The sequence below is a fragment of the Thermohalobacter berrensis genome, from assembly GCF_003609645.1.
Classification (GTDB): domain Bacteria; phylum Bacillota; class Clostridia; order Tissierellales; family Thermohalobacteraceae; genus Thermohalobacter; species Thermohalobacter berrensis.
In genome coordinates, this window is the sequence record NZ_MCIB01000010.1 from 13,975 (window position 1) to 38,251 (window position 24,277).

Below are 24,277 nucleotides of genomic sequence, written 5' to 3' on the forward strand. Positions count from 1 at the left end.
TCTAATGAAAGAAAAGCTAGAAGCTATTAGAAAAAAAGCTATAGAAAAAATTGAGAATAGTTCAACATTGGATGAATTAGAAGAAATAAGGATTAGTATTTTAGGAAAAAAAGGTGAACTAACTCAAATATTAAGAGGAATGAAAGATTTATCTAAAGAGGAAAGACCCATTGTCGGGAAAATGGCAAATGAAATAAGGGAGACGATTGAAAATAAACTGACAGAAGTCAAAGAAGAAATAAAGGAAAAAATAAAAAGAGAGAGATTAGTTTCTGAAAGAATAGATATTTCTATGCCAGCTAAGGAAAAAAGAGTAGGACACAGGCATCCATTACTAAAAATGATTGAAGAATTAGAAGGTATATTTATGAATATGGGATTTAGTGTAGTTGAAGGTCCAGAAGTAGAAACTGTCCATAATAATTTTGATGCTTTAAATTCGCCTGAGAATCATCCTTCTAGAGACCCATCAGATACATTTTATATAACAGATAATATACTTCTTAGAACTCATACTTCACCTGTACAAATAAGGGCAATGAAAAAATTAAAACCACCTCTAAAGATTGTTTCTGCAGGTAGAACCTTTAGATTTGATGATGTAGATGATACTCATTCACCAATGTTTCACCAGTTAGAAGGTTTAGTTGTTGATAAAAATGTTACAATGGCTAATTTAAAGGACACTATCGATAAGTTTGTTAAAGAAATATTTGGAGATGACATCAAAACTAGATTTAGACCTCATTATTTTCCTTTTACAGAACCTAGTGCTGAGGTGGATGTATCTTGCTTAGAGTGTAGAGGAAAAGGCTGTGAAGTTTGTAATGGTACTGGATGGAGTATGGAAATATTAGGGTGTGGTATGGTTCATCCTAAAGTACTTAAAAACTGTGGAATTGACCCAGAGGTTTATAGCGGATTTGCTTTTGGATTAGGAGTAGATAGAATTGCAATGGTTAAATATGGAATAGATAACATAAGACTGTTATTTGAAAATGACATGAGATTCTTAGAGCAATTTTAAATAATTAAATACTAGAAAAAATAAACGGGAGGGTAAGATATGTTAGTACCAGTAAAATGGTTAAAAGATTATGTAAATATTGATATAGATACTAAAGAATTGGCCGATAGATTAACTATGTCTGGTTCTCATGTTGAATCAATAAAATATGTTGATGAAGGTGTTGAGAAGGTTGTTGTAGGAAAAATAGTTAAAATTGAAGAACATCCTAATGCAGATAAATTAGTAGTTACAACAGTTGATGTTGGAAATGAACAACTTCAAATAGTAACTGGTGCAAAAAATATAAAAGAAGGTGATTATGTACCAGTAGCATTAGTTGGAGCTAAATTACCTATAGGATTAAAAATAAAGAAAACAAAACTTAGAGGTATAGAGTCATATGGAATGTTATGTTCTTTACAAGAACTAGGTATTGATGAAGATTTAATACCTAAGGAATTTAAAGATGGTATATATATATTAGATAAAGAATACCAATTGGGAAAAGATATCAAAGAAGTTCTAGGGCTTAAAGGAGAAATAATAGAATTTGAAATTACTCCTAATAGACCGGACTGTCTAAGTATTATTGGAATGGCCAGAGAAACAGCTGCTACTTTAGGGAAAAAATTAAGTTATCCAGAAATAACAATAAAGGATGAAACTGATGATATAAAAGATTATCTATATGGAATTGAAGTTGAAGATGATAAATTGTGCAGAAGATATTATGGAAGAGTAATTAAGGACATTAAAGTAGGGCCATCTCCGTTATGGCTTCAAATGAAGCTTATAGAAGCAGGACTAAGACCAATTAATAATATAGTAGATATTACAAATTATGTAATGCTTGAATTAGGTCAGCCTTTACATGCATTTGATTTAGATAAAATTGAAGAAAATAAAATTATTGTAAGAAGAGCAAAAGATGGAGAAAAGATAATAACGTTAGATGATGAAGAAAGAAAGTTAGATGAAACAATGTTAGTAATTGCTGATGGTAAAAAGCCTGTAGCTATTGCTGGAGTAATGGGAGGAGCAAATAGTGAAGTAACAAGAGAAACAAAAACAATATTGATTGAATCGGCTAATTTTAATGGAAGAAATGTAAGGTTAACGTCTAGAAAAGTTGGTTTAAGAACAGAAGCATCTTCAAGATTTGAAAAAGATTTAGACCCTAATCTAGCAGATAAGGCATGTAATAGAGTATGTCAGTTAATTGAAGAGATAGGAGCAGGAAAAGTTGTAAAGGGATATATTGATATAAACAACGAACCTAAAAAAGTCCATGAAGTAACTTTAAGACCTAAAAGGGTTAATAAACTTTTAGGAGTAGAAATTGATACAGAAAAAATGATAGAAATACTCAATAACTTAGAACTTAAGGCTGAAAAAATAGAAAATAAAATTCATGTTAAGGTACCTACATTTAGACAAGATGTTGAGATTGAAGCTGACTTAATTGAAGAAGTTGGTAGAATCTATGGGTTCCACATAATTGAAAAAAAACCATTGACAGGTACATTAACAAGAGGGGAAAAATCTAGAGAAAGAAAAATTGAAGATTTAATAAAGACTACTTTAACTGGTATGGGATTAAATGAAATCACTACTTATTCATTTATAAGTCCAAAGGCATATGATAAAATTAATTTACCAGAACATAGTATTAAGAGAAACTGTGTGGAAATAATGAATCCACTAGGTGAAGATTACAGTGTGATGAGAACAACTTTAATACCAAACATGCTAGATGTTTTAAGTAGAAACTATAACTATGGTATATCTAAAGCTTGGGCTTATGAAATAGGAAATATTTTTATTCCTAAGAGTGTTCCTGTAAAGAGTTTACCCTATGAAATAAAAACTTTATGTATAGGAATGTATGGTTCATCAGATTTTTTTGATATAAAAGGTGTATTAGAATCAGTATTAAATAAATTAGGAATAAATAACCATGAATATATAAGAGAAGAAAACTATAATACTTTCCATCCAGGAAGAACTGCAAGTATAGTCTATGGCAATAACGTACTAGGTGTCGTTGGTGAAATTCATCCAGATGTATTAGAAAACTATGGAATTGATGAGAGAATTTATGTAGCAGAAATTGACTTAGAAATAGTTGCATACTTAGCTAATCTAAAGAGGGAATACAAACCATTACCAAAGTACCCGGCTATAACAAGGGATATAGCTGTTGTTGTTGACAAGGAATTAATGGTTAAGGAAATCGAACAGATTATATGGGAAAATGGAAAAGGATTAGTTGAGGATGCTAAGTTATTTGATATTTATACTGGAGAGCAAATTCCAGAGGGTAAGAAGAGTGTAGCATATTCTATAACTTATAGGTCACATGAAAAGACTTTAAGAGATAAAGAAGTAAATGAAATTCATGAAAAAATAATTAAAAAATTGGAAGATAACCTAGGTGCATCCTTGAGATAATAGAAAATTAGTATTAAAATTAAAATGTACAAAAGAATCTGCTATAATATATCTGGGTTTAGCCTGTGATATTTTATAGTAGATTCTTTTCTTTTTTTTGCAGGAAAAAATAATTATAAAAAAGAATATGTAATATAAGTTACTTGTTGAAGGAGAGGATATAACTATGGCTCAAAGAAAAAAAGTTGTAGTTAACATAAATGGCAAAGAATATACAGTAGTAGGAGAGGAATCTGAAGAGTATATAAAGGAAATAGCTAAATACGTAGATAATAAAATGAACGAAGTTTTAGAAAAAAATGAAAAACTTAGTGAATCTATGGCAGCAATTTTAACTGCTTTTAATATAGCAGACCAGTACCATAGAACTTATATAGAACTAGATACGTTACATAAGGAAATAAAAGAACTAGAAAATGTAAAAAGGAAGATAGAAAATGATGAAGAAGAGATAGAAATATTAAAAGCAGAATATGATATGCTAAAAGAAGAAGCGACTCAATTTAAAAAAGAAAATGAAAAACTTACGGAGGAAGTTGAAAAATATAAGCAGATAGCCGAAATTAAAGAAGAAGAACTAGAAAAAGCACAAGAAATTATTAATCAATTACAAAACAAGTTATTTGAAAACCAACTTGAATTAGTTCAGACTAAAAAAGAATTAGATGAATTTTTAAAAACATTTGATGACACTAACTCTTAACTTCAGTATAAAACTACCTTCCTTACACACAATATATATAAATGACTTTATGGAAGGAAGGTTAAAATGCATAATCATTTAATAGAAGATCCTATTTATGCATTAAGAGCAATTGGTGGATATTTTATTGCATTACTAGTTGTTAGATTAATGGGGAAAAGATCTATAGGAGAACTTGGAGCCTTTGATTTTGTTTTAATGACTGGAATAGGTCATATTATGAGTTCTGTAGCATTGGAAAAAAAAGTACCTTTTCATGATGGAGTTTTAATTTTATTTGTATTAGCAGCACTTGAATTAATCCTTTCTTATATTTCAATTAAAAATAGAAAAATAGGAAAAGTAATACAGGGAAAACCTACTTATTTGATAAAGGATGGAAAAGTTCTCAAAAAAAATTTAGAGAAGGAAAAATTTAATCTGTATGATCTAAGGCAAGAGCTTAGGAAACAAGGGATTGATGACCATAATGATATTGAAAAAGCAGTTATAGAGGCTTGTGGAAAATTTAGTGTAATACTTAAAGATTCAGAAGAACCAATAAAAAGGAAAGACTTAGGTATCTATAAGGATGGAGACCAACCCCAATATTTAGATAAAAAATTTTCTGACCTAAAAAGTGAAATAGATAGACTAAATATTACACTTAACAATCTCATAAAAGAAGTTAGAGATCTAAAGAAAAAAGAGTAGGTGGCTACTCTTTTATTTTTGTGTTTTAAATTTCAAGTAATTATAAGGAGCTGAAATATTATGAATAGAAATATAGAGTTATTAGCACCTGCTGGAAGTACTGAAGCATTTTATGCAGCAGTAGAGAATGGTGCAGACGCTATATATTTAGGTGGAAAGTTATTTAATGCGAGGAAATATGCGTCTAACTTTGATTATAAAGAGTTAAAAGAAGCACTTGAGTATGCTCATATAAAAAACGTAAAAGTTTATGTTACAGTAAACATTTTATTAGATAATTCTGAAATGGAAGAAGCCTTAGATTATATAAGTTATCTTTACAATATAGATGTTGATGGCATTATAGTACAAGATTTAGGTTTAGCTGTTGCGGTTAAGGATTTATTTCCTGACCTAGAGGTTCATGGTAGTACTCAAATGACAACAGTAAATTATATGGGAGTTAAGTTTCTTGAAGATTTTGGTTTTAATAGGGTTGTATTAGCTAGAGAACTTTCAACTAATGAAATAAATTTTATAAAAAATAATACAGAAATGGAACTAGAGGGATTTATTCATGGTGCTTTATGTGTAAGTTTCTCTGGTCAGTGTTTATTAAGTAGTATAATTGGAGGTAGAAGTGGTAATAGGGGCAGATGTGCTCAGCCCTGTAGGATGCCTTATTCACTTGTAGATCTAAAAGACAATAAAATTATTAATAATCTTAAAGAAAAATATCTTTTAAGTCCTAAAGATTTAAATACAATTGACTATTTAGATGAAATAGTTAAAGCAGGGATTAGTTCACTGAAAATAGAAGGGAGAATGAAAAGACCAGAATATGTAGCTGTTATTACAAATAAGTACAGAAAGGCATTAGACTATTTATTTTATAATTCAAGAAGTAACATTACTGAAAAAGATAGAAAAGAAATACTACAAATTTTTAATAGAGACTTTACTAAGGGATATATTTTAGGTCATTATGGAGATTCTATAATATCACTTAATAAACCAAGTAATAAGGGAGTGTATATAGGGGATGTAACAAATATAGATAAAAATTTAGTAGATATATATCTTAAAGAACCACTTAATAAAGGTGATGGAATTGTTTTTATTAATGAAGATGGTTCAGAAACTGGAACAATAGTAGATATTATCTATTATAAAGGTAAAAAAGTAGACTATGGAAAGAAAGGGCAAAAAATAAAAATAAAGAAACCTAAAAATATAAAATGCGACTCAAAAGTATTTAAAACTTCTGATGTAGACTTATTAAAAAAAGCTAAAGATTCATACGTAAATGAAGAAAACAAAATAAAAATTCCAATAAATATGGCTGTTAAATTATCTATTAATCAACCAATCCAGTTGTATATATGGGATAATGATGGAAACTATGTTAACTTAGAGAGTGAAAAATTAGTTGAAATAGGAAGAAATGTTACTTTGAATGAAGATAAAGTAAAAAGACAGTTATGTAAGCTTGGTAATACTCCATATTACCCTAATGATATAGAAATTCAACTTGAAGAAGGCTCCATGATATCATTAAGTATTCTTAATAAATTACGAAGAAGGGGAATTAAAGAATTAAATGAAAAACGATGTAATAAACATAAAAGAATTCAAATAAAAAATGATAATTTAAGGAACTATTTGAAGCTAGAAAAAAATAATAAAAGAAAAAAAAGTAATAAAATAAGTGTAAAAATTGACAAACCAGAACAATTTAAATTAATAGACCTAAATAAATTAGATAGATTATATTTTAGTTACTTTGAAGGTGTAGCTGACCATATTAAAGAGGCTAAGAAACATGGAAAGGAAATATATTTAAATACAGAAAAGATCATGTATAATAGTGACTTTTCAAAATTAGAGAAAAAGCTTAAAAAAATCGACTTTTCAAGCTTAAATGGAATTAGTGTTTCAAATGGAGGAGCGCTTAAATTCATAAAAGATAGATTTAATCTTAATATACATTGTGATTTTGGAATGAATATATTTAATAGTTATACAGCAAATGCACTTAAAAAATATGGTGTAAATAGTTTAACACTATCACCTGAATTGAAATTAAATCAAATAAAAGGGATTTGTGATACAATTAAATTAGAATCTGAGGTCATTGGATATGGATATCTACCAGTAATGATAACTAAATACTGTCCTTTAACCCTTTTAAAGAAATGTAAGTCTGATAATAATTGCGTAGATTGTAAATTCAAAACTGGTTATGGCATTGTAGACAGAAAGGGAAAAATATTTGAAATAACAAGGAGAGAAAATTATACTATTATTTATAACAGTTATCCATTAATGGTTTTAGAACATTTATATGAAATATTTGATAAAGGAGTAGATTTCATTAGATTAGACTTTACATCAGAAAAAGAAAAAATAGGAGATATTCAAAAAATTTATTTTGAATATGCTAAAGGAAAGACTACTTTTGATGAAGTAAATAATTTTATTAAGTCATTTAAAAAGGAAAACAATATAACAAAAGGACATTATTTTAGAGGAGTTTTATAATTAAAAATATTAGAAACTAAGATAAAGCAGGTGATATTTTGAATGATAAAACATTAAACGTATTGGAATTTGGGAAAATAATAAATATGTTAGTTCAAAAGGCAGAATCTTCTTTAGGTAAAGACCTAGCAACAAATCTTAGGCCTATATCTAATATTAATAAAGTACAAGTGGAGCAACAAGAAACTGACGAAGCAGTTAAATTAATTATCAGAAGAGGTAGACCACCACTTGGGGGAATACATGACATTTCATTTGAACTTAAAAAAGCTGCAATTGGTTCAGCTTTAAGTCCAGGAGAATTACTAAAGGTAGCTGATACTTTAAGAGCCGCTAGAAACTTAAGAAATTTTATGAAAAAGGATAAAGATAAAAACGAAGATGAAAGCTATCCAAACATTAAAGGTTTGATTTCCCAATTAAAAGTATATAGAGAAATTGAAGATAGAATTTTTAATTCAATAATAAGTGATGAAGAAATATCAGATAATGCAAGTTCTACTTTAAGAAATATAAGAAGACAAATAGGTAATAAGAATCAAGAAGTTAGAGATAAACTCAATTCTATAGTTAATTCATCTAAATATAGAAAATATTTACAAGAATCAATTATTACAATAAGAGAAGGAAGATATGTTGTACCTGTAAAGCAAGAATTTAAAGGTAATTTCCCGGGACTTGTTCATGACCAATCAGCTAGTGGAGCTACACTTTTTATAGAACCTATGGCAGTAGTTGAATTAAATAATCAATTAAAAGAGCTAAAAATAAAAGAACAAAAAGAAATCGAAAGAATACTTTCAGAACTTACAGAAATGGTAGCTGAAGTAGAAGAAAGCTTAAGGGAAAATCAAAAGATATTAGGGAAGTTAGACTTTATTTTTGCTAAAGCAAAGCTTTCCTTGAGTATGAATGGGACAAAGCCTGTATTAAATAATAAAGGATATATTAATATAAAAAAGGCTAGACATCCTTTATTAGATCCAGAGGTAGTAGTGCCTATTGACATTTATTTAGGTAAAAAATTTAAGACCCTTGTTATAACTGGACCTAACACTGGTGGGAAAACTGTTACTTTAAAGACTGTAGGACTATTAACATTAATGGCACAATCTGGGTTACAGCTACCAGTTAATAGTGGTTCAGAGATAGCTGTATTTAATAATATATTTGCAGATATTGGTGATGAACAGAGTATTGAACAGAGTCTAAGTACATTTTCTTCTCATATGACTAATATAATAGATATATTAAAATCAATTGATGACAATAGTCTCGTTTTATTTGATGAACTAGGAGCTGGAACAGACCCTACAGAAGGGGCAGCTTTAGCAATGGCAATATTAGATTATCTTCACGAAAAAGAAGTAAGAACTATAGCTACGACCCATTACAGTGAACTTAAACTTTATGCTTTAACTAATGAAGAGATAGAAAATGCATCTGTTGAATTTGATGTTGAAACTTTAAGTCCAACATATAGATTACTAATAGGTGTTCCTGGGAAGTCTAATGCATTTGAGATATCTAAAAGACTTGGATTGCAGGATTTTATAATTGAGAAATCAAAAGAATTTATATCTAGAGAAAATATACAATTTGAAGATGTATTAGCTAGTATTGAAAAGGATAGAAGAAAAGTAGAGCAAAATAGAGAAGAAACTGAAAAATTAAAATCAGAAATAAAAAGATTAAAAGAGGAATTAGCTAAGAAGAAATCGAAAATAGATAAACAAAGGGAGAGAATAATTAGGGAAGCAAAAGAAGAGGCAAAGAAAATATTAAAAGAGGCTAAGGAAGAATCGGATAAAATAATAAAAAATTTAAGAAAGATATCAACTAGCATAGAGAAGGATAAGAATAGAAAAATTGAAGAGGCTAAAAACAAATTAAAATCAAAGCTTGATAATATTGAGGGAGAATTAGCCGAAAACATTCTTCATAGGAAAAGTAAAAAACCACCGAAAAATCTTAAACCTGGAGATACAGTTAAGGTATTAAATTTAAATCAAACAGGTTCTGTTATGACAGAACCGGATGAAGATGGCAATTTAACGGTACAAGTAGGTATAATGAAAATAAATGTTCACATATCTAATCTAGAAAAGTCAAATAGTGAGGAAAAGAAAGTTGAAATTGGAACTAAAAAGATTATTAGACACAAAACTAAATCAATTAAGCAAGAACTTGATATAAGAGGAAAAGCTTTAGAGGAAGCAATGTTAGAAGTTGATAAATACTTAGATGATGCATATATTGCTGGGTTAAATCAAGTGACAATTATACATGGTAAAGGAACAGGGGTTTTAAGGGAAGGAATAAGACAATTACTAAAGAAACACAAACATGTTAAAAAACATAGATTAGGTAAATATGGTGAAGGTGGATCAGGTGTTACTGTAGTTGAATTAAAGTGAGGTGTATAAATGTATATAGTAAGTTCATGTTTGGCTGGAGTAAATTGTAGATATGATGGTAAAGCCAATTTAGATAAAAAAGTATATGAATTAGTAAAAGAAGGCAAAGCTATCTTAGTCTGTCCAGAACAATTAGGGGGACTTACTACTCCAAGGCTGCCTAGTGAAATCATTGAAAACAAAGAAGGTGAACTTAAGGTTATAAATAAAGAGGGGAGGGATGTTACCTCTAATTTCATTAGGGGAGCTAAGGAAACATTAAAAATAGCAAAAGCTGTTGATGCAAAAACTGCAATACTTAAAGCTAGAAGTCCTTCTTGTGGTTGTGGATTTATATATGATGGAACCTTTTCAGGTAAACTAAAGAAGGGAAATGGTATTACTGCTGATTTGCTTATTAAAAATGGTATAAAAGTATTTACTGAGGAAAATTTTAATATGGTAAACAAAAAAGGGGATGAATAAAATGAAAAGAATAATTTCTATATTATTGATATTAGTTATGTTTTTATCAGTAGGTGTAGGTTGTTCAAAAAATAATGAAAACGGAGATTTCAAAAATGAGGAAATAACTAATGAAGAAGATATTCAAGAAACGGAAAATAAAGAAGATAAGGATAAAGAAAGTCAAGAAGTGGAAGATATAGAATATGTTTTATACTTAAAAAATAAATCAGTACCATTTATTTTTGCTGAGAAATTTACTGTTAAATCAAATGACCCTATATTAAATGAAAAGAGTTTTGAAGAATTTGTTTTAGATCAATTAATTTCTTATGGTGAGTTTCAAGACTTAGTTAGTCCTATACCTGAAGGAACTAAGATTTTAAATGTTGAGAAAGAAGATGGCACAGTTTTTGTTGACTTTTCAAAAGAATTTATAGAAAATATGGATAATAATAAAGAATCTACTAAAATATCTTTAGCTGCAATAACAAATACTTTAACTATCTTAGAAGGAAATGAAAATGTTGTTTTTAAAGTAGAAGGTGAAAAAATAGATAATTTAAATGGAGTTAATATGAACAAGGAATTTATCTTTAATAAAGAATTTTTTCCAAGCAAGTAACATAACAATATAAGGGAAGGTCTATAATGGAGTGGTATTGTAAAACCTGTGGATATAATATAGAAAATAGGGAAGATAAAAGAAAGGTTAAGGTTGGAGAGAAAGGCGTATATATAGTAGGTTATTGTGAAAATTGTCTAACATGGACTATTCTAGATATTATACCTAAAGATATAGTAAAAAAACATATTAAGAAATTAATTGATGAATAAAATTAACCCCCTATTAAAATGGGGGTTTTTATTTGTTAATAAATAATAAGTATATTAATAAGAGGTATTACTATTGTTATAGTAAAAGGAGAGTATTATAATATTTTATAAATTTAAAGGGGGATTAACTTTGAATAAAAATTTTTATTCTATGGTTCAGAATAATCCTATAATAGCAGCAGTAAATAGCTTAGATAAGCTTGATAAGGCTATTAAATCACCCTGTGAAATAATATTTTTATTAACAGGTAACATAATGAATCTTAAAGGCATTGTAGAGAAGGTAAAAAATTCAGATATGAGTATATATGTACATCTAGACTTAATGGGAGGCCTTTCAAAGGATGTTTCAGCTATAAAATACATAGGAAGTAATATTAAACCAGACGGTATAATTACTACTAAGTCTAATCTTGTAAAATATGCTAAAGAACAAGGTATTTTCACAATACAAAGGCTTTTTATATTAGATTCATTATCACTGGAAACTGGAGTTGAGTCTATTATTTCTACTAAGCCTGATGCAATAGAGATATTGCCAGGAATAATGCCTAAAATAACTAGTTTAGTACATGAAAAAACGAGAATTCCTATTATTACTGGTGGTCTAATAAAAGAAAAGGAAGATGTAATTAATAGCTTAAATGCAGGAGCTATAGGTATATCAACCAGTACAGAGAAAGTTTGGTATGTATAATTGATAAAAAAGTTGACAAATAAAATAAATAAAATTATTATATATATAGACACATTTATATATATCTATATGTAATTAATAGGGAGTGTAAAAATGGAAGATAAGATACAAATTTTTAAGGCACTGTCTGATAAAAATAGATTACTTATAATAGATATGCTTTCATGTGGTGAGCTATGTGCATATGATATACTTGAAGGCTTAAAGCTTACTCAGCCTACAATATCTCATCATATGAAAATTTTAGAACAAGCTGGATTAGTCAAGAGTAGAAAAAATGGAAAATGGACTATTTATTCTTTAAATAAAAGTTCATTTATTGACCTATCAAATTATATAAATAAAATATCAAATCATAAAGAAGACTGTATTTGTAATAAAGTGAAAAGAGATGTATAAAAAATACTATCAACCAAGGAGGATAAAGATGAAAAAGAAAGTAGCTTTTGTATGTGTCCATAATTCCTGTCGTTCACAAATGGCTGAAGCATGGGCTAAACATTTAGGCAAAGATGTTTTAGAAGTATATTCAGCAGGCACTGAAGAGTATCCAGAAGTAAAACCAAAAGCTGTCCAAGTTATGGAAGAAGCTGGCATAGATATGAGTGATCACTATCCTAAACTTTTAACAGAAATACCACAGGACATTGATATTCTAGTAACTATGGGATGTGGTGTCAGCTGTCCTTATATGCCATGTAATCATAAAGAAGATTGGGGACTTGAAGACCCTTCTGGTGGACCAATAGAGGATTTTAGAAAAACAAGGGATATAATTAAGAAAAAAGTAGAACACCTTATAGAAAGGGTTAAAAGGAGAGAATTATAGATAAAAATTGATGGATTGTAATCCATCAATTTTTTGTTGATATTTTTTATCAATAAAAAATTAAATATTTTTTTTATTGATAAAAAATATCATAGGGAAAGTATAATGATCAGAAAATTCGTACAATTCACCAGAAAATATAATGGTATGAATTTTGCATGTATTAATTAAGTAAATTTAGATAGTTTTTTATTTTAAAATATTTATTAGTACTAACTTTATAAAAGGTTTCATATATATACCTATAGACAGGCTTTTCAAATTATAAGTTTCATATCTAAAATTTCAATTCATATAAGCTAATCTAAATTTTATCTTTTGTAAGATTAAATAATTAAAAAAGAGGGGAGAGGGAATTAATGAAAAAAATTATTAACAACCCGGAAAGTGTTGTTGAAGAGATGCTTGAGGGTATAGTTAATGCTCATCCAGAGTATGTAAAAAGGTTAGAAGGATTTAATGTTTTAGTAAGGGCTGATGCACCTGTTAAAGGAAAAGTAGCCTTGGTAAGTGGTGGAGGTAGTGGTCATGAACCATCACACGGAGGATATGTAGGTAAAGGTATGCTTGATGCTGCAGTTGCTGGAGAAGTATTTACATCACCAACACCAGATCAAGTTTTTGAAGCAATTAAGGCTGTAGATGGGGGAAGTGGAGTTTTACTAGTTATAAAAAACTATACTGGAGATGTAATGAACTTTGAAATGGCAGCAGAAATGGCAGAAATGGAGGGAATAAAAGTTGATAGTGTTATTGTAAATGATGACGTTGCTGTAGAAAACAGTACATATACAACAGGTAGAAGGGGAATAGCAGGAACTGTATTTGTACACAAAATAGCAGGTGCTGCAGCAGATAAGGGGTTAGAGCTTAAAGAAGTAAAGAGAATTGCTGAAAAAGTAATAAATAATGTTAGAACAATGGGAATGTCTCTAACACCCTGTACTGTTCCAGCTGCTGGAAAGCCAAGCTTTGAATTAGCTGAAGATGAGATGGAAGTTGGGTTAGGAATTCACGGAGAACCTGGAACACATAGAGATAAGATTAAAACAGCAGATGAAATTACTGAACATCTACTAGAAAAAATATTTAATGATATTGAAGTAAATGAAAAGGATGAAGTAGCAGTAATGGTAAATGGTTTAGGTGGAACACCTTTAATGGAACTTTACATTGTTAATAGAAAGGTTAAGGATATTTTACAAGAAAAAGGAATTAAAGTTTATAAGACTTTTGTTGGAAATTTCATGACTTCTCTTGAAATGGCAGGATGTTCAGTTTCAATACTTAAACTAGATGATGAATTAAAAGAACTACTTAGTGCCAAAGCTGATACTATAGCTTTTAAGCAGTTTGAGGAATAGAGTAGATTAATACTCTATTCTGTGAGTACAGAGTGAAAGGAGAATTAGATTGAAAAGCACAGAATTAATGATAAAAATTATAGATAATATTGCAACCACAATTCATGAGAATAAAGAATATCTAACTGAATTAGATGCTAAAATAGGTGATTCTGACCATGGTATAAACATGGATAAAGGCTTTAAGATGGTACAGGAAAAACTTCATGCAGTTAAAGACAAGGATTGCGGAACAATTTTAAAAACAGTAGCAATGACCCTTGTTTCAACTGTAGGCGGTGCCTCAGGTCCCCTATATGGTACAGCCTTTTTAAAGGCCGCATCAGTAGTTTCAGATAAAAAAGAAATAAATAAAGATGATATTGTGAAGATGTTTGAGGAAGCAATTATGGGGATTAAGATGAGGGGAAAAGCAAACAAAGGAGACAAAACAATGCTAGATGCATTGATACCTGCCTATGAAGAATTAAAAAAATCAATAGAAAATAATGAAACAATAATTGAAGCCTTTGATAAAGGACAGAAAGCAGCATATGAGGGTGTAGAATATACAAAAAAAATTGCAGCTAAAAAAGGCAGAGCAAGCTATTTAGGTGAAAGAAGTATAGGGCATCAAGACCCAGGGGCTACATCTAGTTATCTTATGTTAAAAGCTATTTACGATACACTAAAGGAGGCTAAATAATTATGAAACTAAAAGGAAAAAGGGTTGTTATGTTGGCTGAAGAAGGATTTGAAGACTTAGAGCTATGGTATCCTGTTATAAGGTTACGGGAAGAAGGCTGTGAAGTGATTATTGCAGGAAGTGGTAGTAAGAGTACTTATAAAGGAAAATATGGATTAAGTGTTACTGTTGATAAAACTGTAGAAGAAATATCAGAAGATGACTTTGATGGTATCCTAGTACCTGGAGGTTGGGCTCCTGATAAATTGAGAAGATATAAAAGTGTTACTAAATTAGTTAGGAACTTCTGGGAAAAAAATAAGCTCCTTGCTACAATTTGTCATGGAGGCTGGGTATTTATTTCAGCTAAAGTATTAGATGGATATAAGATGACATGTGTAAATGCAATAATAGATGATATTAAGAATGCAGGGGCAGAATATATTGATAGAGAAGTAGTTGTCGATAGGAATCTTATAACATCTAGAACACCCAAGGATTTACCGGCATATATGAGAGAGATAATTAAGTTTTTAGAAACACAGGAGGTCTAAAATGGTAGGAATAGTTATTGTTTCTCACAGTAGTAAAATTGCAGAAGGCATTGTTGAACTTTCAAGGCAAATGGTTCAAAGTAATGTCAAGATTATCCCTGCTGGAGGAACAAGTGACGGAAGGATTGGAACAGATGCAACCAAAATATTAGAGGCTATAAAAAAAGCAAATGATGGTGATGGTGTAATAGTACTTGCTGATTTAGGAAGTGCCATTTTAAGTACAGAAATGGCCATTGACCTTCTAGATGAAGATATTAAAAATAAAGTTATAATTGCTGATGCTCCTGTAGTTGAAGGCAGTGTTGCTGCAGCAGTAGAAGCTTCACTTGGAAGTGATTTAGAAAAAATAAAAGAATCAGCTGAAGAAAGTAAGAGGTTAATAAAAATTAATAGTTAATCTTGATAATTTTTATCAACTTAGTTTATAAATTAGGACAATGTTATAAAAAAATATCAACAACTATAAAAGATAAATAATAAAATATTCAGTAAATTCAAAAAAGATTATTGGCATCAATTTTGCATATTAATATTTACAAATTTATATTATTAAAGTTAATTTAAATATTAAGGAGGTGTAATTTTATGAAACATCTAGGTACTATTTTAGGGACAGCAATTGCAGGTATGTTTGTTATGAGTGTTTGGGGAGCTTTTGTTGAAGCCCATGGCATTGGAGGAGGCTGGTTTGCAGGATTAATCATTATAGGAACTATGTGGTACTTAAATCACTATGTAGGTATTCATAATAATGATGGTGCTTGGGTAGACATGGCATTAGGTATAGGAGTAGCTGGTTTTATGAGAGACGTTTTTATGAAAGGTGGAAGTGCAGCAGCTGAATCAATGCCAACTTTAATAGTTGTATTATTAGGTGGTGTAGTTGGAGGAGTTGCAGCTGCAAAATTACAGCAGTATCTAGCACAAAAAAATGCGGAAGAAGAAGAATCAACTGAAACTGCATAATCTATTAATAGAATAATGGAAGGAGGTTAAATTATGTCATTTCCTTTAATGATATCAACTTTTGCAGGTGGATTTATTTTCCCATTTTTAATAAGATTATTATGGGATAAAATGGTAGAAAACTGGGGTCCTATAGGTGGCTGGATGGCAGCCGGTTTCATAGTTGGTACTACATGGACTTTAACCCATGGTGTAGGTTTGATTTATCAATCAGGAGGAGCTTGGGTTGATCAAGCTTTTGGAGCAGCTTCTGGTCTATTAGCAGCTTCTGTGGTATCAGGCGATAGTTTTGGTAAAGCAGTACCTAATATAATCTCTGCTATAATTGGAGGAACATTAGGTGGCTTCATTTTATCAACTTTCTTATAATATTCTAGAAATTTACTTGACAAATTATTTATAATAGAAATATAAGTAAAAACAGGGGGGGAGAATTATGGAGAAAAAATATGTTTTAGCCTTAGACCAAGGTACTACTAGTTCAAGAGCAATATTGTTTGATCGTGAAGGTAAAATTGTAAAAGTTGCCCAAAAAGAGTTTACTCAAATATATCCAAAAGCAGGTTGGGTAGAACATGATCCTATGGAAATATGGGGAACCCAAAGTGGGGTTGCTAGAGAAGTCCTAGAGTATGCTGGTGTTAGACCTGATGAAGTAGCAGCTATAGGTATAACAAATCAGAGAGAGACAACAGTAGTTTGGGACAAAAATACAGGAAAACCAATATATAATGCTATAGTTTGGCAATGTAGAAGAACTGCTGATATATGTGATGAATTAAGAGAAAGAGGTCTAGAGGAATATATAAAAGAAAATACTGGTCTTGTTGTAGATGCTTATTTCTCAGGTACTAAAATTAAATGGATATTAGATAATGTAGAAGGTGCAAGAGAAAAAGCTGAAAAGGGAGAATTATTATTTGGTAATATTGATACATGGTTAATTTGGAACTTAACAAGAGGTAAAGTACATGTAACAGATTATTCAAATGCTTCAAGGACTATGTTATATAATATTAAGGAATTAAAATGGGACGAAAAGATTTTAGAGGAACTTGGAATTCCAGCTTCAATGCTTCCAGAAGTTAGACCTTCAAGTGAAGTTTATGGATATACAGATGAAAAAACATTTGGTGGAGCCAAAATTCCTATAGCAGGAGCAGCTGGTGACCAACAGGCAGCACTATTTGGTCAAGCATGTTATGAGCCTGGCATGGCTAAAAATACTTATGGAACTGGGTGCTTTATGCTAATGAATACAGGAGAAGAAATGGTACCGTCTAAAAATGGCTTACTTACAACAATTGCTTGGGGTGTAGATGGTAAAGTTGAATATGCATTAGAAGGTAGTATATTTATAGCAGGTGCAGTTGTTCAATGGCTAAGAGACGAATTAAAAATAATTCATGATGCAAAAGACAGTGAGTACTTTGCTACAAAGGTAGAAGATTCTAATGGAGTATATGTAGTACCTGCATTTGTAGGACTAGGAGCTCCATATTGGGATATGTATGCAAGAGGTACAATTGTAGGTCTAACAAGAGGAGCAAATAAAAACCATATTATAAGAGCTGCATTAGAATCTATAGCATATCAAACTAGAGATGTTTTAGAAGCTATGCAAGAAGATTCAGGAATAGATTTACAAGCATTAAAGGTTGATGGTGGAGCTGTTGCAAACAATTTCCTAATGCAATTCCAGTCTGATATACTAGGAGTACCAGTACACAGACCTGAGGTAACAGAAACTACTGCTTTAGGAGCAGCTTACTTAGCTGGATTAGCTGTAGGCTTCTGGAAAGATAAAAATGAGATTGCTAATAAATGGAAGGTAGATAGAACATTTGAAGCTGAAATGGATGAGAAAGTAAAAGAAAAATTATATAAAGGCTGGAAGAGGGCAGTTGATAGAGCTCGCAAATGGGAATTAACAGAAAAAGAAGAACTTGCTGCAGAAGAAGCAGCAGCATCTGAAGACGAATAAATACACTCCAAGAAAACCTTTACAAATTAATACAAAAATGATATAATTTTCATAAAATCAAATATTTAAGGCTTGAGAGATGGAGAGCCGCACTAGCTAACCTATGGAATGATAGGTAATGGCTAAGTGCGGCTTTTTTAAATCTATGAAAAGGTTTTTTTATAACAAAGGGGGTCTATAAATGTATGATGTAGCTATTATAGGTGCAGGAATTACAGGTACTTTTATTGCTAGAGAACTATCTAGATATAAACTTAAAGTAGTCTTAATAGAAAAGGACAATGATGTTGCAAACGGTTCAACTAAAGCCAACAGCGCAATTGTACATGCTGGTTATGATGCAAAACCTGGAACTAACATGGCAAAATTTAATGCTATGGGTAATCCAATGTTTGATAAAGTATGTGAAGAACTAGATGTTCCTTTTAAAAGAATAGGTTCTTTCGTTGTAGCCTTTGATGATGAAGACATGAAAACGGTTAAACAGCTATACGAAAGAGGAATTAAAAATGGTATACCTAAAATGGAGATTATTAATAAAGAGCAGGTAAAAAAACTAGAGCCAAATTTAAGTGACAATGTTGTTGGTGCTTTGTATGCTAAGACTGCAGGTATTGTAGGTCCTTGGGAGTTAGCAATAGCACTTGCAGAAAATGCAGTTGAGAATGGAGTAGAATTAAAATTAAATAATGAGGTTTTAAATATTGAAAAACTAGATGATGGCTATAAGATTTTTATAACAGAAGGGGTAATAGAAAGTAAATATGTTGTTAACTGTGCAGGGGTTTATGCAGACAAAATCAATAATATGGTTGCAGAACCAAGCTTTAAGATAATTCCAAGAAGAGGAGAATATTATTTACTAGATAAGACTGCTGGAGATTTTGTTAATAAAGTAATCTTTCAATGTCCAACAAAAATGGGGAAAGGTGTACTTGTTGCACCTACAGTTCATGGTAACGCATTAATAGGTCCAAATGCCGAAGATTTAGACTTAAATAGTAAAGATAGTACAGAAACAACTTCAGATGGCTTAAACTTCGTACAAGAATCTGCAAGAAGAATATCAGATAAAATTCCATTTAATGAAGTTATTAGGACTTTTGCGGGCTTGAGGGCAGAACCTGATACGGGTGACTTTATAATAGGAGAATCAGAAACTGCTAAAGGTTTTATAAATGTAGCAGGAATAAAATCACCTGGATTATCAGCATCACCTGCTATTGCTAAGCATGTTGTAGAGATTATAGAGGATTTAAACGATGGATTTGAAGAAAAAGAAGATTTTAATCCAACTAGAAAAAAGGTTATAAGATTTAATGAACTTAGTGATGAAGAGAAAAATGAGCTTATTAAAAAAGATCCAAGATATGGACGCATAATATGTAGATGTGAGCATATTACTGAAGGTGAAATAGTTGATGCAATCCATAGAAAGGTTGGAGCAACTACAGTTGATGGAGTTAAAAAGCGAGTAAGACCAGGTTCAGGTAGATGTCAAGGTGGATTCTGTCAACCAAGGGTTATGGAAATTCTAGCTAGAGAATTAGGTAAAGACATGGAAGAAATATTAAAAGATAATAGAGGATCCTATATTTTAACAGGCAAAACTAATAAAGGTTATGATAATAAAAGTGCTAAAGAATTAATAGCAACTTCTGTTGAAGAATAAATTGGAGGTGAAGGTATTGCTTCAGTATGATATTGTTGTTATAGGTGGAGGACCAGCAGGTTTAGCTGCAGCAATAGCGGCAAAGAAAAATGGTGTAGATAGTGTACTTTTAATTGAAAGGGATAGAGAATTAGGTGGTATATTACAACAATGTATTCATAATGGTTTTGGACTTCATGAGTTTGGAGAGGAGCTTACAGGACCTGAATATGCAGATAGATTTATTAAGGAGTTAAAAGAATTAAATATTGAATATAAACTAAATACAATGGTATTAGATATATCTGAAAATAGATATATAAGTGCTATCAATACAGAAGATGGATTTATGACAATAAAAGCTAAAGCTATCGTATTAGCAATGGGATGTAGAGAAAGAACAAGAGGTGCAATAAAAATACCAGGTGCTAGACCAGCAGGAATATTTACTGCAGGGACAGCACAAAGGTATATTAATATGGAAGGTTATATGGTTGGTAAAAAAGCTGTTATCTTAGGTTCAGGTGACATAGGACTAATTATGGCTAGAAGACTTACATTAGAAGGTGCAGAAGTAAAAGCTGTAGTAGAGCTTATGCCATATTCATCAGGATTAACAAGAAATATAGTACAATGTCTTGATGATTTCAATATTCCTTTACTTTTAAATCATACAGTTATTGATATAGAAGGAAAAGATAGATTAAAAGGTGTTACAATAGCAAAAGTTGATGAAAATAGAAAACCAATTTCTGGAACGGAAAAGTACTATGAGTGTGATACTTTATTATTATCTGTTGGATTAATTCCAGAAAATGAATTATCAAGAAGTGCTAATGTGAAAATTGACCCTGTAACTGGAGGACCAATAGTAAATGAATCTATGGAAACTTCAGTAAAAGGTATTTTTGCTTGTGGTAATGTTGTTCATGTTCATGACTTAGTTGATTATGTTACAGCAGAAAGTAGAAGAGCTGGGTATAATGCTTCTAAATTTGTTAAAGGAGAATTGTATGAAGAAAAAGATACAATAAAAACTAATCCAGGTGAAGGAATTAGATATATAGTTCCCCATATGGTTAGAGTTAAAAATGTTGAAGATTCATTAGAATTGTTCATGAGAGTAAAGGATGTTTATACAAATGTTAAGATGAGGGTAAAATCTGGAGAAAATATTATAAAGGAAATGAAGAAAAGACATTTAGCTCCCGGAGAAATGGAAAAAGTTAAACTTAACCTAAAGAAAATAGAAGGGAAATTAGATGATATTACAGTTGAGATTGTAAAGGAGGGGGCATAATATGGAAAAAAGAGAAATGATCTGTATAGTTTGTCCAGTTGGCTGCCATATTGAAGTAATCGAAGATAAAAATGATCCATCAGGTTATATAGTAAAGGGTAACAAATGTAAAAGGGGTAAAGAATATGGTATTAAAGAAGTAACAAATCCTACTAGGATTGTAACTTCCACAGTTAAAGTCAATAATGCACATCTGTGTAGATTGCCCGTTAAAACGAATAACCCTATACCAAAAGAGAAAATTTCTGAATGTATGAAGGAAATTAATAAAGTTGAAGTAAATGCACCAGTAGAGGTAGGAGAAGTGATTATAAGGAATGTACTAGGAACAGGAGTTGATGTAGTAGCTACTAGAGATATGTGTTAAAGTGGGGGAAATTTATGAAAATAATAAAAATAAAGAATGGAAAAAAAGTATACAGTGAAGATGATTATTATCTGTTTGAACATTCAGAAGATGGTATTTGTATTATAAATGAAGCAGGCTTTATTGAATATATGAATACTTCCTTTACAAATAAATTTAGGTTTGATAAAAAAATTGAATTAGGGGCGAACATATTTAAAACAAAGATCGATGATTTAATAAAAAAGTCGTTAACTAGGAAAAAGTGTATTAAAGGTACTTTAGTATATTCTAATAGTCATGGCTGTGTAGAAGTAACTACATGGCCAATATTTTTAGAAAATAAATTTAAAGGTATTATTGTTTTATTTAGAAATTCTAAAAATAAATTAATAGATAGCAGAGAAACAAATGAGTCTGAAGAAACTATTAAGCTTGAAAGATATTTTACCAAAATAGTTGGGAAAAGTGAAAGAATAAAGAAAGTACTTTTAATGGCACAAAAAGCATCTAAGAGTATATCAACAGTATTAATAAGAGGTAAAAGTGGTACAGGAAAGGAACTTATATCAAAAGCTATACATTATAATAGTAGCAGATCAAAGGGACCCTTTGTTAAGATAAATTGTGGAGCAATTCCTGCAAATTTAATAGAATCGGAGCTTTTTGGTTATGAAGAAGGTGCTTTTACAGGAGCAGTAAGGAGAAAAATTGGGAAGTTTGAGCAAGCAAATGGCGGTACAATCTTTTTGGATGAGATTGGTGACTTACCACTTAATATGCAAGTAAAACTTCTAAGGGTTTTACAGGAAAAAGAGTTTGAAAGGGTTGGAGGAATAGAAACTATAAAAACAGATGTAAGAATTATAGCAGCTACTAATAGAAATTTAGAGGAAATGGTAGAAAATGGGCAATTTCGAGAGGATTTATACTATAGATTAAATGTTATACCGATATACTTGCCTTCATTGCAAGAAAGAAGAGAAGATATTCCTTTACTTATTGACCATTTCATTAAAAAAATTTCAAAGAAGTTAAATAAAGAACCTATAAAATTAAGTGAAGAAGCAATTAAGTGTCTTTATTATTATGATTGGCCTGGAAATGTTAGAGAACTTGAAAATATTATTGAAAGATTAATTGTTTTAAGTGAAAAAGATGTTGTAGAAGTAACTGACTTGCCTACCCAAATAACCAATATATATGAAATAGTTTGTGAGAAAGAGAAAGGTTATACAGGCTTAGTTAATTTTAAAAGTAATGGTGAGCTTGCAAAATTTGAAGAGTATGAAAAAGAAATAATAAAATTAGCTTTAAAAAAGTACAAAAGTTTTAATGCTGCAGGAAAAGCTTTAGGTATAACCCATAGGACCGTGGCTAATAAGGCAAGAAAATATAATATAGTTGATTAAAAGATTCCCCTTTTAATTGGTCAAAAGGGCATTAGTTATAGTATAATTAAATATAGTTATTAGAGTTAAATTAAGGGGGGACTAATATGGAACTAAAGGAAATTTATAGCAATGCTAGAGAGAAGATGAAAGGCTATTGTAGAGTCTGTCCAGAATGTAATGGAATAGCATGTGCAGGTGAAGTTCCTGGTATGGGAGGAGCTGGTACTGGAGCTTCTTTTAAAAGTAATGTAGAGGAGTTAAAAAAAGTTAAGCTAGTTTTAAGAACAATACATAACTGCAAAAACCCTGACTCCTCCTTCGAACTATTTGGAGAGAAATTAGATATGCCTATTATTTCTGCACCTATAACAGGAAGCAGTTTTAATATGGGAGGAGCTTTATCAGAAAAAGAATATGTTGATGCTGTTATGGAAGGAAGTTTAGAAGCTGGAACTGTTGCTATGACTGGCGATACTGCAGATCCTTCCATGTATATAACTGGAATTGAAGGAATAAAGAAAGTTAATGGTAAAGGTATTCCTATTATTAAACCAAGAGAAAACAGCAAAATTATTGAGAAAATAAGATTAGCAGAGGAAATTAATCCAATGGCAGTTGGAGTTGATATAGATGGTGCTGGTCTTGTAACAATGGCTTTAAAAGGTCAGCCCGTTGGACCTAAAACTGTTGATGAATTAAAGGAGTTAGTTAAGTCAACAAAATTACCTTTTATCTTTAAAGGAATAATGACAGTAGAAGAGGCTGAAATAGCTGTAGAAGTTGGTGCTAAGGCTATTGTTGTTTCAAATCATGGAGGAAGAATTTTAGACCATACTCAAGGAGTTGCCAAAGTATTACCGCAAATAGCTGATAAAGTTAAAGGAAAAATAACAATTTTAGCAGATGGAGGAATAAGGTCAGGTATAGACGTATTCAAAATGTTAGCCCTTGGCGCTGATGCTGTACTAATAGGTAGACCTGTAATAATAGGAGCTTATGGTGGATATTCTAAGGGTGTTGAAACAGTGCTTACAAATATGAAGAATGAGCTTATAAAAGCAATGATTTTGACAGGATGTAAAGATATATCATCAATAGATAAAACAAAGATAGTTATTGAATAAAATGTTCTTGATTTGGATATAATTATATGATATAGTAAGATAATAAAAAAGAGAATTTAGTAAATTCTATGACGAGGAGAGTAGGATATTCTACTATGTTAAAGCGAGCCAGGGATGGTGGAAGCCTGGTACATGCGAATATCTGAAGCGCACCTCAGAGAAGCTTACCCGAAATATAGTAGGGTAAGTCGCTCCCAGCGTTAAAGGGTAATGAGTGGGTATATATTACATACCAAGAAGAGTGGTAACACGGGAATAACTCTCGTCTCTTAATAGAGATGAGAGTTTTTTTATTACATTAAATTGCAAAATTATAAAATAATATGT

Annotated in this window: 24 protein-coding genes and 1 other annotated feature; all 24 genes read left to right on the plus strand. The window is 30.6% G+C overall.

The window, feature by feature from the left end; translation table 11 throughout:
* The first annotated feature begins 4 nt into the window (after positions 1–4).
* The 24 genes from pheS to BET03_RS06165 all read left to right on the plus strand — a co-directional run bounded on the left by pheS (position 5) and on the right by BET03_RS06165 (position 23,950).
* The gene (pheS, locus tag BET03_RS06050) at positions 5–1,027 is read left to right on the plus strand and encodes a phenylalanine--tRNA ligase subunit alpha (RefSeq protein ID WP_120168356.1); all 1,023 of its coding nucleotides are present in this window, start codon (positions 5–7) and stop codon (positions 1,025–1,027) included.
* Positions 1,028–1,066: 39 nt separating this feature from the next.
* Entirely contained in the window at positions 1,067–3,460 is a 2,394-nt protein-coding gene (gene pheT, locus BET03_RS06055) for a phenylalanine--tRNA ligase subunit beta (RefSeq protein WP_120168358.1), read from the plus strand.
* Between the two features lie 166 nt (positions 3,461–3,626).
* A complete protein-coding gene (locus BET03_RS06060; protein WP_120168360.1) occupies positions 3,627–4,163 on the plus strand; it encodes a cell division protein ZapA in 537 nt (178 codons plus the stop codon).
* A 66-nt stretch (positions 4,164–4,229) separates the two neighbouring features.
* Positions 4,230–4,856, plus strand: coding sequence for a DUF421 domain-containing protein (locus tag BET03_RS06065; protein ID WP_120168362.1), 627 nt, complete (start codon positions 4,230–4,232; stop codon positions 4,854–4,856).
* A gap of 60 nt (positions 4,857–4,916) precedes the next feature.
* Positions 4,917–7,376, plus strand: coding sequence for a U32 family peptidase (locus tag BET03_RS06070; RefSeq protein WP_120168364.1), 2,460 nt, complete (start codon positions 4,917–4,919; stop codon positions 7,374–7,376).
* A gap of 38 nt (positions 7,377–7,414) precedes the next feature.
* A complete protein-coding gene (locus tag BET03_RS06075; RefSeq protein ID WP_120168366.1) occupies positions 7,415–9,793 on the plus strand; it encodes an endonuclease MutS2 in 2,379 nt (792 codons plus the stop codon).
* A gap of 9 nt (positions 9,794–9,802) precedes the next feature.
* Positions 9,803–10,258, plus strand: coding sequence for a 2-thiouracil desulfurase family protein (locus BET03_RS06080; protein ID WP_120168368.1), 456 nt, complete (start codon positions 9,803–9,805; stop codon positions 10,256–10,258).
* Position 10,259: 1 nt separating this feature from the next.
* Complete coding sequence (locus BET03_RS06085) at positions 10,260–10,862, plus strand: GerMN domain-containing protein (RefSeq protein WP_183108749.1); 603 nt, start codon at positions 10,260–10,262, stop codon at positions 10,860–10,862.
* A 26-nt stretch (positions 10,863–10,888) separates the two neighbouring features.
* Positions 10,889–11,074 (plus strand): hypothetical protein, encoded by a 186-nt coding sequence (locus BET03_RS06090; protein WP_120168372.1) that lies wholly within the window; start codon positions 10,889–10,891, stop codon positions 11,072–11,074.
* 130 nt (positions 11,075–11,204) lie between these two features.
* Positions 11,205–11,771: a glycerol-3-phosphate responsive antiterminator gene (locus BET03_RS06095; RefSeq protein WP_243096870.1), complete on the plus strand. Its 567-nt coding sequence runs from the start codon at positions 11,205–11,207 to the stop codon at positions 11,769–11,771.
* A gap of 93 nt (positions 11,772–11,864) precedes the next feature.
* Positions 11,865–12,170, plus strand: a complete 306-nt coding sequence (locus BET03_RS06100) for an ArsR/SmtB family transcription factor (RefSeq protein WP_120168374.1) — start codon at positions 11,865–11,867, stop codon at positions 12,168–12,170.
* A 28-nt stretch (positions 12,171–12,198) separates the two neighbouring features.
* Entirely contained in the window at positions 12,199–12,600 is a 402-nt protein-coding gene (locus tag BET03_RS06105) for an arsenate reductase ArsC (RefSeq protein WP_120168376.1), read from the plus strand.
* A 359-nt stretch (positions 12,601–12,959) separates the two neighbouring features.
* A complete protein-coding gene (gene dhaK, locus BET03_RS06110) occupies positions 12,960–13,964 on the plus strand; it encodes a dihydroxyacetone kinase subunit DhaK (RefSeq protein WP_120168378.1) in 1,005 nt (334 codons plus the stop codon).
* Positions 13,965–14,013: 49 nt separating this feature from the next.
* On the plus strand, positions 14,014–14,649 hold the full coding sequence (dhaL, locus tag BET03_RS06115; protein WP_279230356.1) for a dihydroxyacetone kinase subunit DhaL: 636 nt from the start codon (positions 14,014–14,016) through the stop codon (positions 14,647–14,649).
* 2 nt (positions 14,650–14,651) lie between these two features.
* On the plus strand, positions 14,652–15,182 hold the full coding sequence (locus tag BET03_RS06120; protein WP_120168380.1) for a type 1 glutamine amidotransferase domain-containing protein: 531 nt from the start codon (positions 14,652–14,654) through the stop codon (positions 15,180–15,182).
* 1 nt (position 15,183) lies between these two features.
* Complete coding sequence (gene dhaM, locus BET03_RS06125) at positions 15,184–15,582, plus strand: dihydroxyacetone kinase phosphoryl donor subunit DhaM (RefSeq protein ID WP_120168382.1); 399 nt, start codon at positions 15,184–15,186, stop codon at positions 15,580–15,582.
* 188 nt (positions 15,583–15,770) lie between these two features.
* Positions 15,771–16,151: a Lin0368 family putative glycerol transporter subunit gene (locus BET03_RS06130; RefSeq protein ID WP_120168384.1), complete on the plus strand. Its 381-nt coding sequence runs from the start codon at positions 15,771–15,773 to the stop codon at positions 16,149–16,151.
* A gap of 33 nt (positions 16,152–16,184) precedes the next feature.
* A complete protein-coding gene (locus tag BET03_RS06135) occupies positions 16,185–16,520 on the plus strand; it encodes a Lin0368 family putative glycerol transporter subunit (RefSeq protein WP_120168386.1) in 336 nt (111 codons plus the stop codon).
* A gap of 67 nt (positions 16,521–16,587) precedes the next feature.
* The gene (glpK, locus tag BET03_RS06140; protein ID WP_120168388.1) at positions 16,588–18,135 is read left to right on the plus strand and encodes a glycerol kinase GlpK; all 1,548 of its coding nucleotides are present in this window, start codon (positions 16,588–16,590) and stop codon (positions 18,133–18,135) included.
* A gap of 181 nt (positions 18,136–18,316) precedes the next feature.
* Complete coding sequence (locus tag BET03_RS06145; protein ID WP_120168389.1) at positions 18,317–19,807, plus strand: NAD(P)/FAD-dependent oxidoreductase; 1,491 nt, start codon at positions 18,317–18,319, stop codon at positions 19,805–19,807.
* Between the two features lie 16 nt (positions 19,808–19,823).
* Positions 19,824–21,086 (plus strand): NAD(P)/FAD-dependent oxidoreductase, encoded by a 1,263-nt coding sequence (locus BET03_RS06150; protein ID WP_120168391.1) that lies wholly within the window; start codon positions 19,824–19,826, stop codon positions 21,084–21,086.
* Position 21,087: 1 nt separating this feature from the next.
* Entirely contained in the window at positions 21,088–21,453 is a 366-nt protein-coding gene (locus tag BET03_RS06155; RefSeq protein ID WP_120168393.1) for a DUF1667 domain-containing protein, read from the plus strand.
* A 14-nt stretch (positions 21,454–21,467) separates the two neighbouring features.
* Complete coding sequence (locus BET03_RS13930) at positions 21,468–22,844, plus strand: sigma-54 interaction domain-containing protein (RefSeq protein WP_120168395.1); 1,377 nt, start codon at positions 21,468–21,470, stop codon at positions 22,842–22,844.
* 86 nt (positions 22,845–22,930) lie between these two features.
* Entirely contained in the window at positions 22,931–23,950 is a 1,020-nt protein-coding gene (locus BET03_RS06165; protein ID WP_120168397.1) for an alpha-hydroxy-acid oxidizing protein, read from the plus strand.
* Between the two features lie 59 nt (positions 23,951–24,009).
* Positions 24,010–24,223, plus strand: a binding site (T-box leader).
* Positions 24,224–24,277 lie beyond the last annotated feature (54 nt).

What these genes read in the sequence shown, in the direction of transcription:
- BET03_RS06155 (WP_120168393.1), top strand. Translation starts at nt 21,088, where the DNA reads ATGGAAAAAAGAGAAATGATCTGTATAGTTTGTCCAGTTGGCTGCCAT.
- BET03_RS06080 (WP_120168368.1), top strand. Translation starts at nt 9,803, where the DNA reads ATGTATATAGTAAGTTCATGTTTGGCTGGAGTAAATTGTAGATATGAT.
- BET03_RS06130 (WP_120168384.1), top strand. Translation starts at nt 15,771, where the DNA reads ATGAAACATCTAGGTACTATTTTAGGGACAGCAATTGCAGGTATGTTT.
- BET03_RS06070 (WP_120168364.1), top strand. Translation starts at nt 4,917, where the DNA reads ATGAATAGAAATATAGAGTTATTAGCACCTGCTGGAAGTACTGAAGCA.
- BET03_RS06145 (WP_120168389.1), top strand. Translation starts at nt 18,317, where the DNA reads ATGTATGATGTAGCTATTATAGGTGCAGGAATTACAGGTACTTTTATT.
- dhaK (WP_120168378.1), top strand. Translation starts at nt 12,960, where the DNA reads ATGAAAAAAATTATTAACAACCCGGAAAGTGTTGTTGAAGAGATGCTT.
- BET03_RS13930 (WP_120168395.1), top strand. Translation starts at nt 21,468, where the DNA reads ATGAAAATAATAAAAATAAAGAATGGAAAAAAAGTATACAGTGAAGAT.
- BET03_RS06165 (WP_120168397.1), top strand. Translation starts at nt 22,931, where the DNA reads ATGGAACTAAAGGAAATTTATAGCAATGCTAGAGAGAAGATGAAAGGC.
- dhaM (WP_120168382.1), top strand. Translation starts at nt 15,184, where the DNA reads ATGGTAGGAATAGTTATTGTTTCTCACAGTAGTAAAATTGCAGAAGGC.
- pheT (WP_120168358.1), top strand. Translation starts at nt 1,067, where the DNA reads ATGTTAGTACCAGTAAAATGGTTAAAAGATTATGTAAATATTGATATA.
- BET03_RS06065 (WP_120168362.1), top strand. Translation starts at nt 4,230, where the DNA reads ATGCATAATCATTTAATAGAAGATCCTATTTATGCATTAAGAGCAATT.
- glpK (WP_120168388.1), top strand. Translation starts at nt 16,588, where the DNA reads ATGGAGAAAAAATATGTTTTAGCCTTAGACCAAGGTACTACTAGTTCA.
- BET03_RS06085 (WP_183108749.1), top strand. Translation starts at nt 10,260, where the DNA reads ATGAAAAGAATAATTTCTATATTATTGATATTAGTTATGTTTTTATCA.
- BET03_RS06135 (WP_120168386.1), top strand. Translation starts at nt 16,185, where the DNA reads ATGTCATTTCCTTTAATGATATCAACTTTTGCAGGTGGATTTATTTTC.
- BET03_RS06105 (WP_120168376.1), top strand. Translation starts at nt 12,199, where the DNA reads ATGAAAAAGAAAGTAGCTTTTGTATGTGTCCATAATTCCTGTCGTTCA.
- BET03_RS06060 (WP_120168360.1), top strand. Translation starts at nt 3,627, where the DNA reads ATGGCTCAAAGAAAAAAAGTTGTAGTTAACATAAATGGCAAAGAATAT.
- BET03_RS06120 (WP_120168380.1), top strand. Translation starts at nt 14,652, where the DNA reads ATGAAACTAAAAGGAAAAAGGGTTGTTATGTTGGCTGAAGAAGGATTT.
- BET03_RS06090 (WP_120168372.1), top strand. Translation starts at nt 10,889, where the DNA reads ATGGAGTGGTATTGTAAAACCTGTGGATATAATATAGAAAATAGGGAA.
- pheS (WP_120168356.1), top strand. Translation starts at nt 5, where the DNA reads ATGAAAGAAAAGCTAGAAGCTATTAGAAAAAAAGCTATAGAAAAAATT.
- BET03_RS06100 (WP_120168374.1), top strand. Translation starts at nt 11,865, where the DNA reads ATGGAAGATAAGATACAAATTTTTAAGGCACTGTCTGATAAAAATAGA.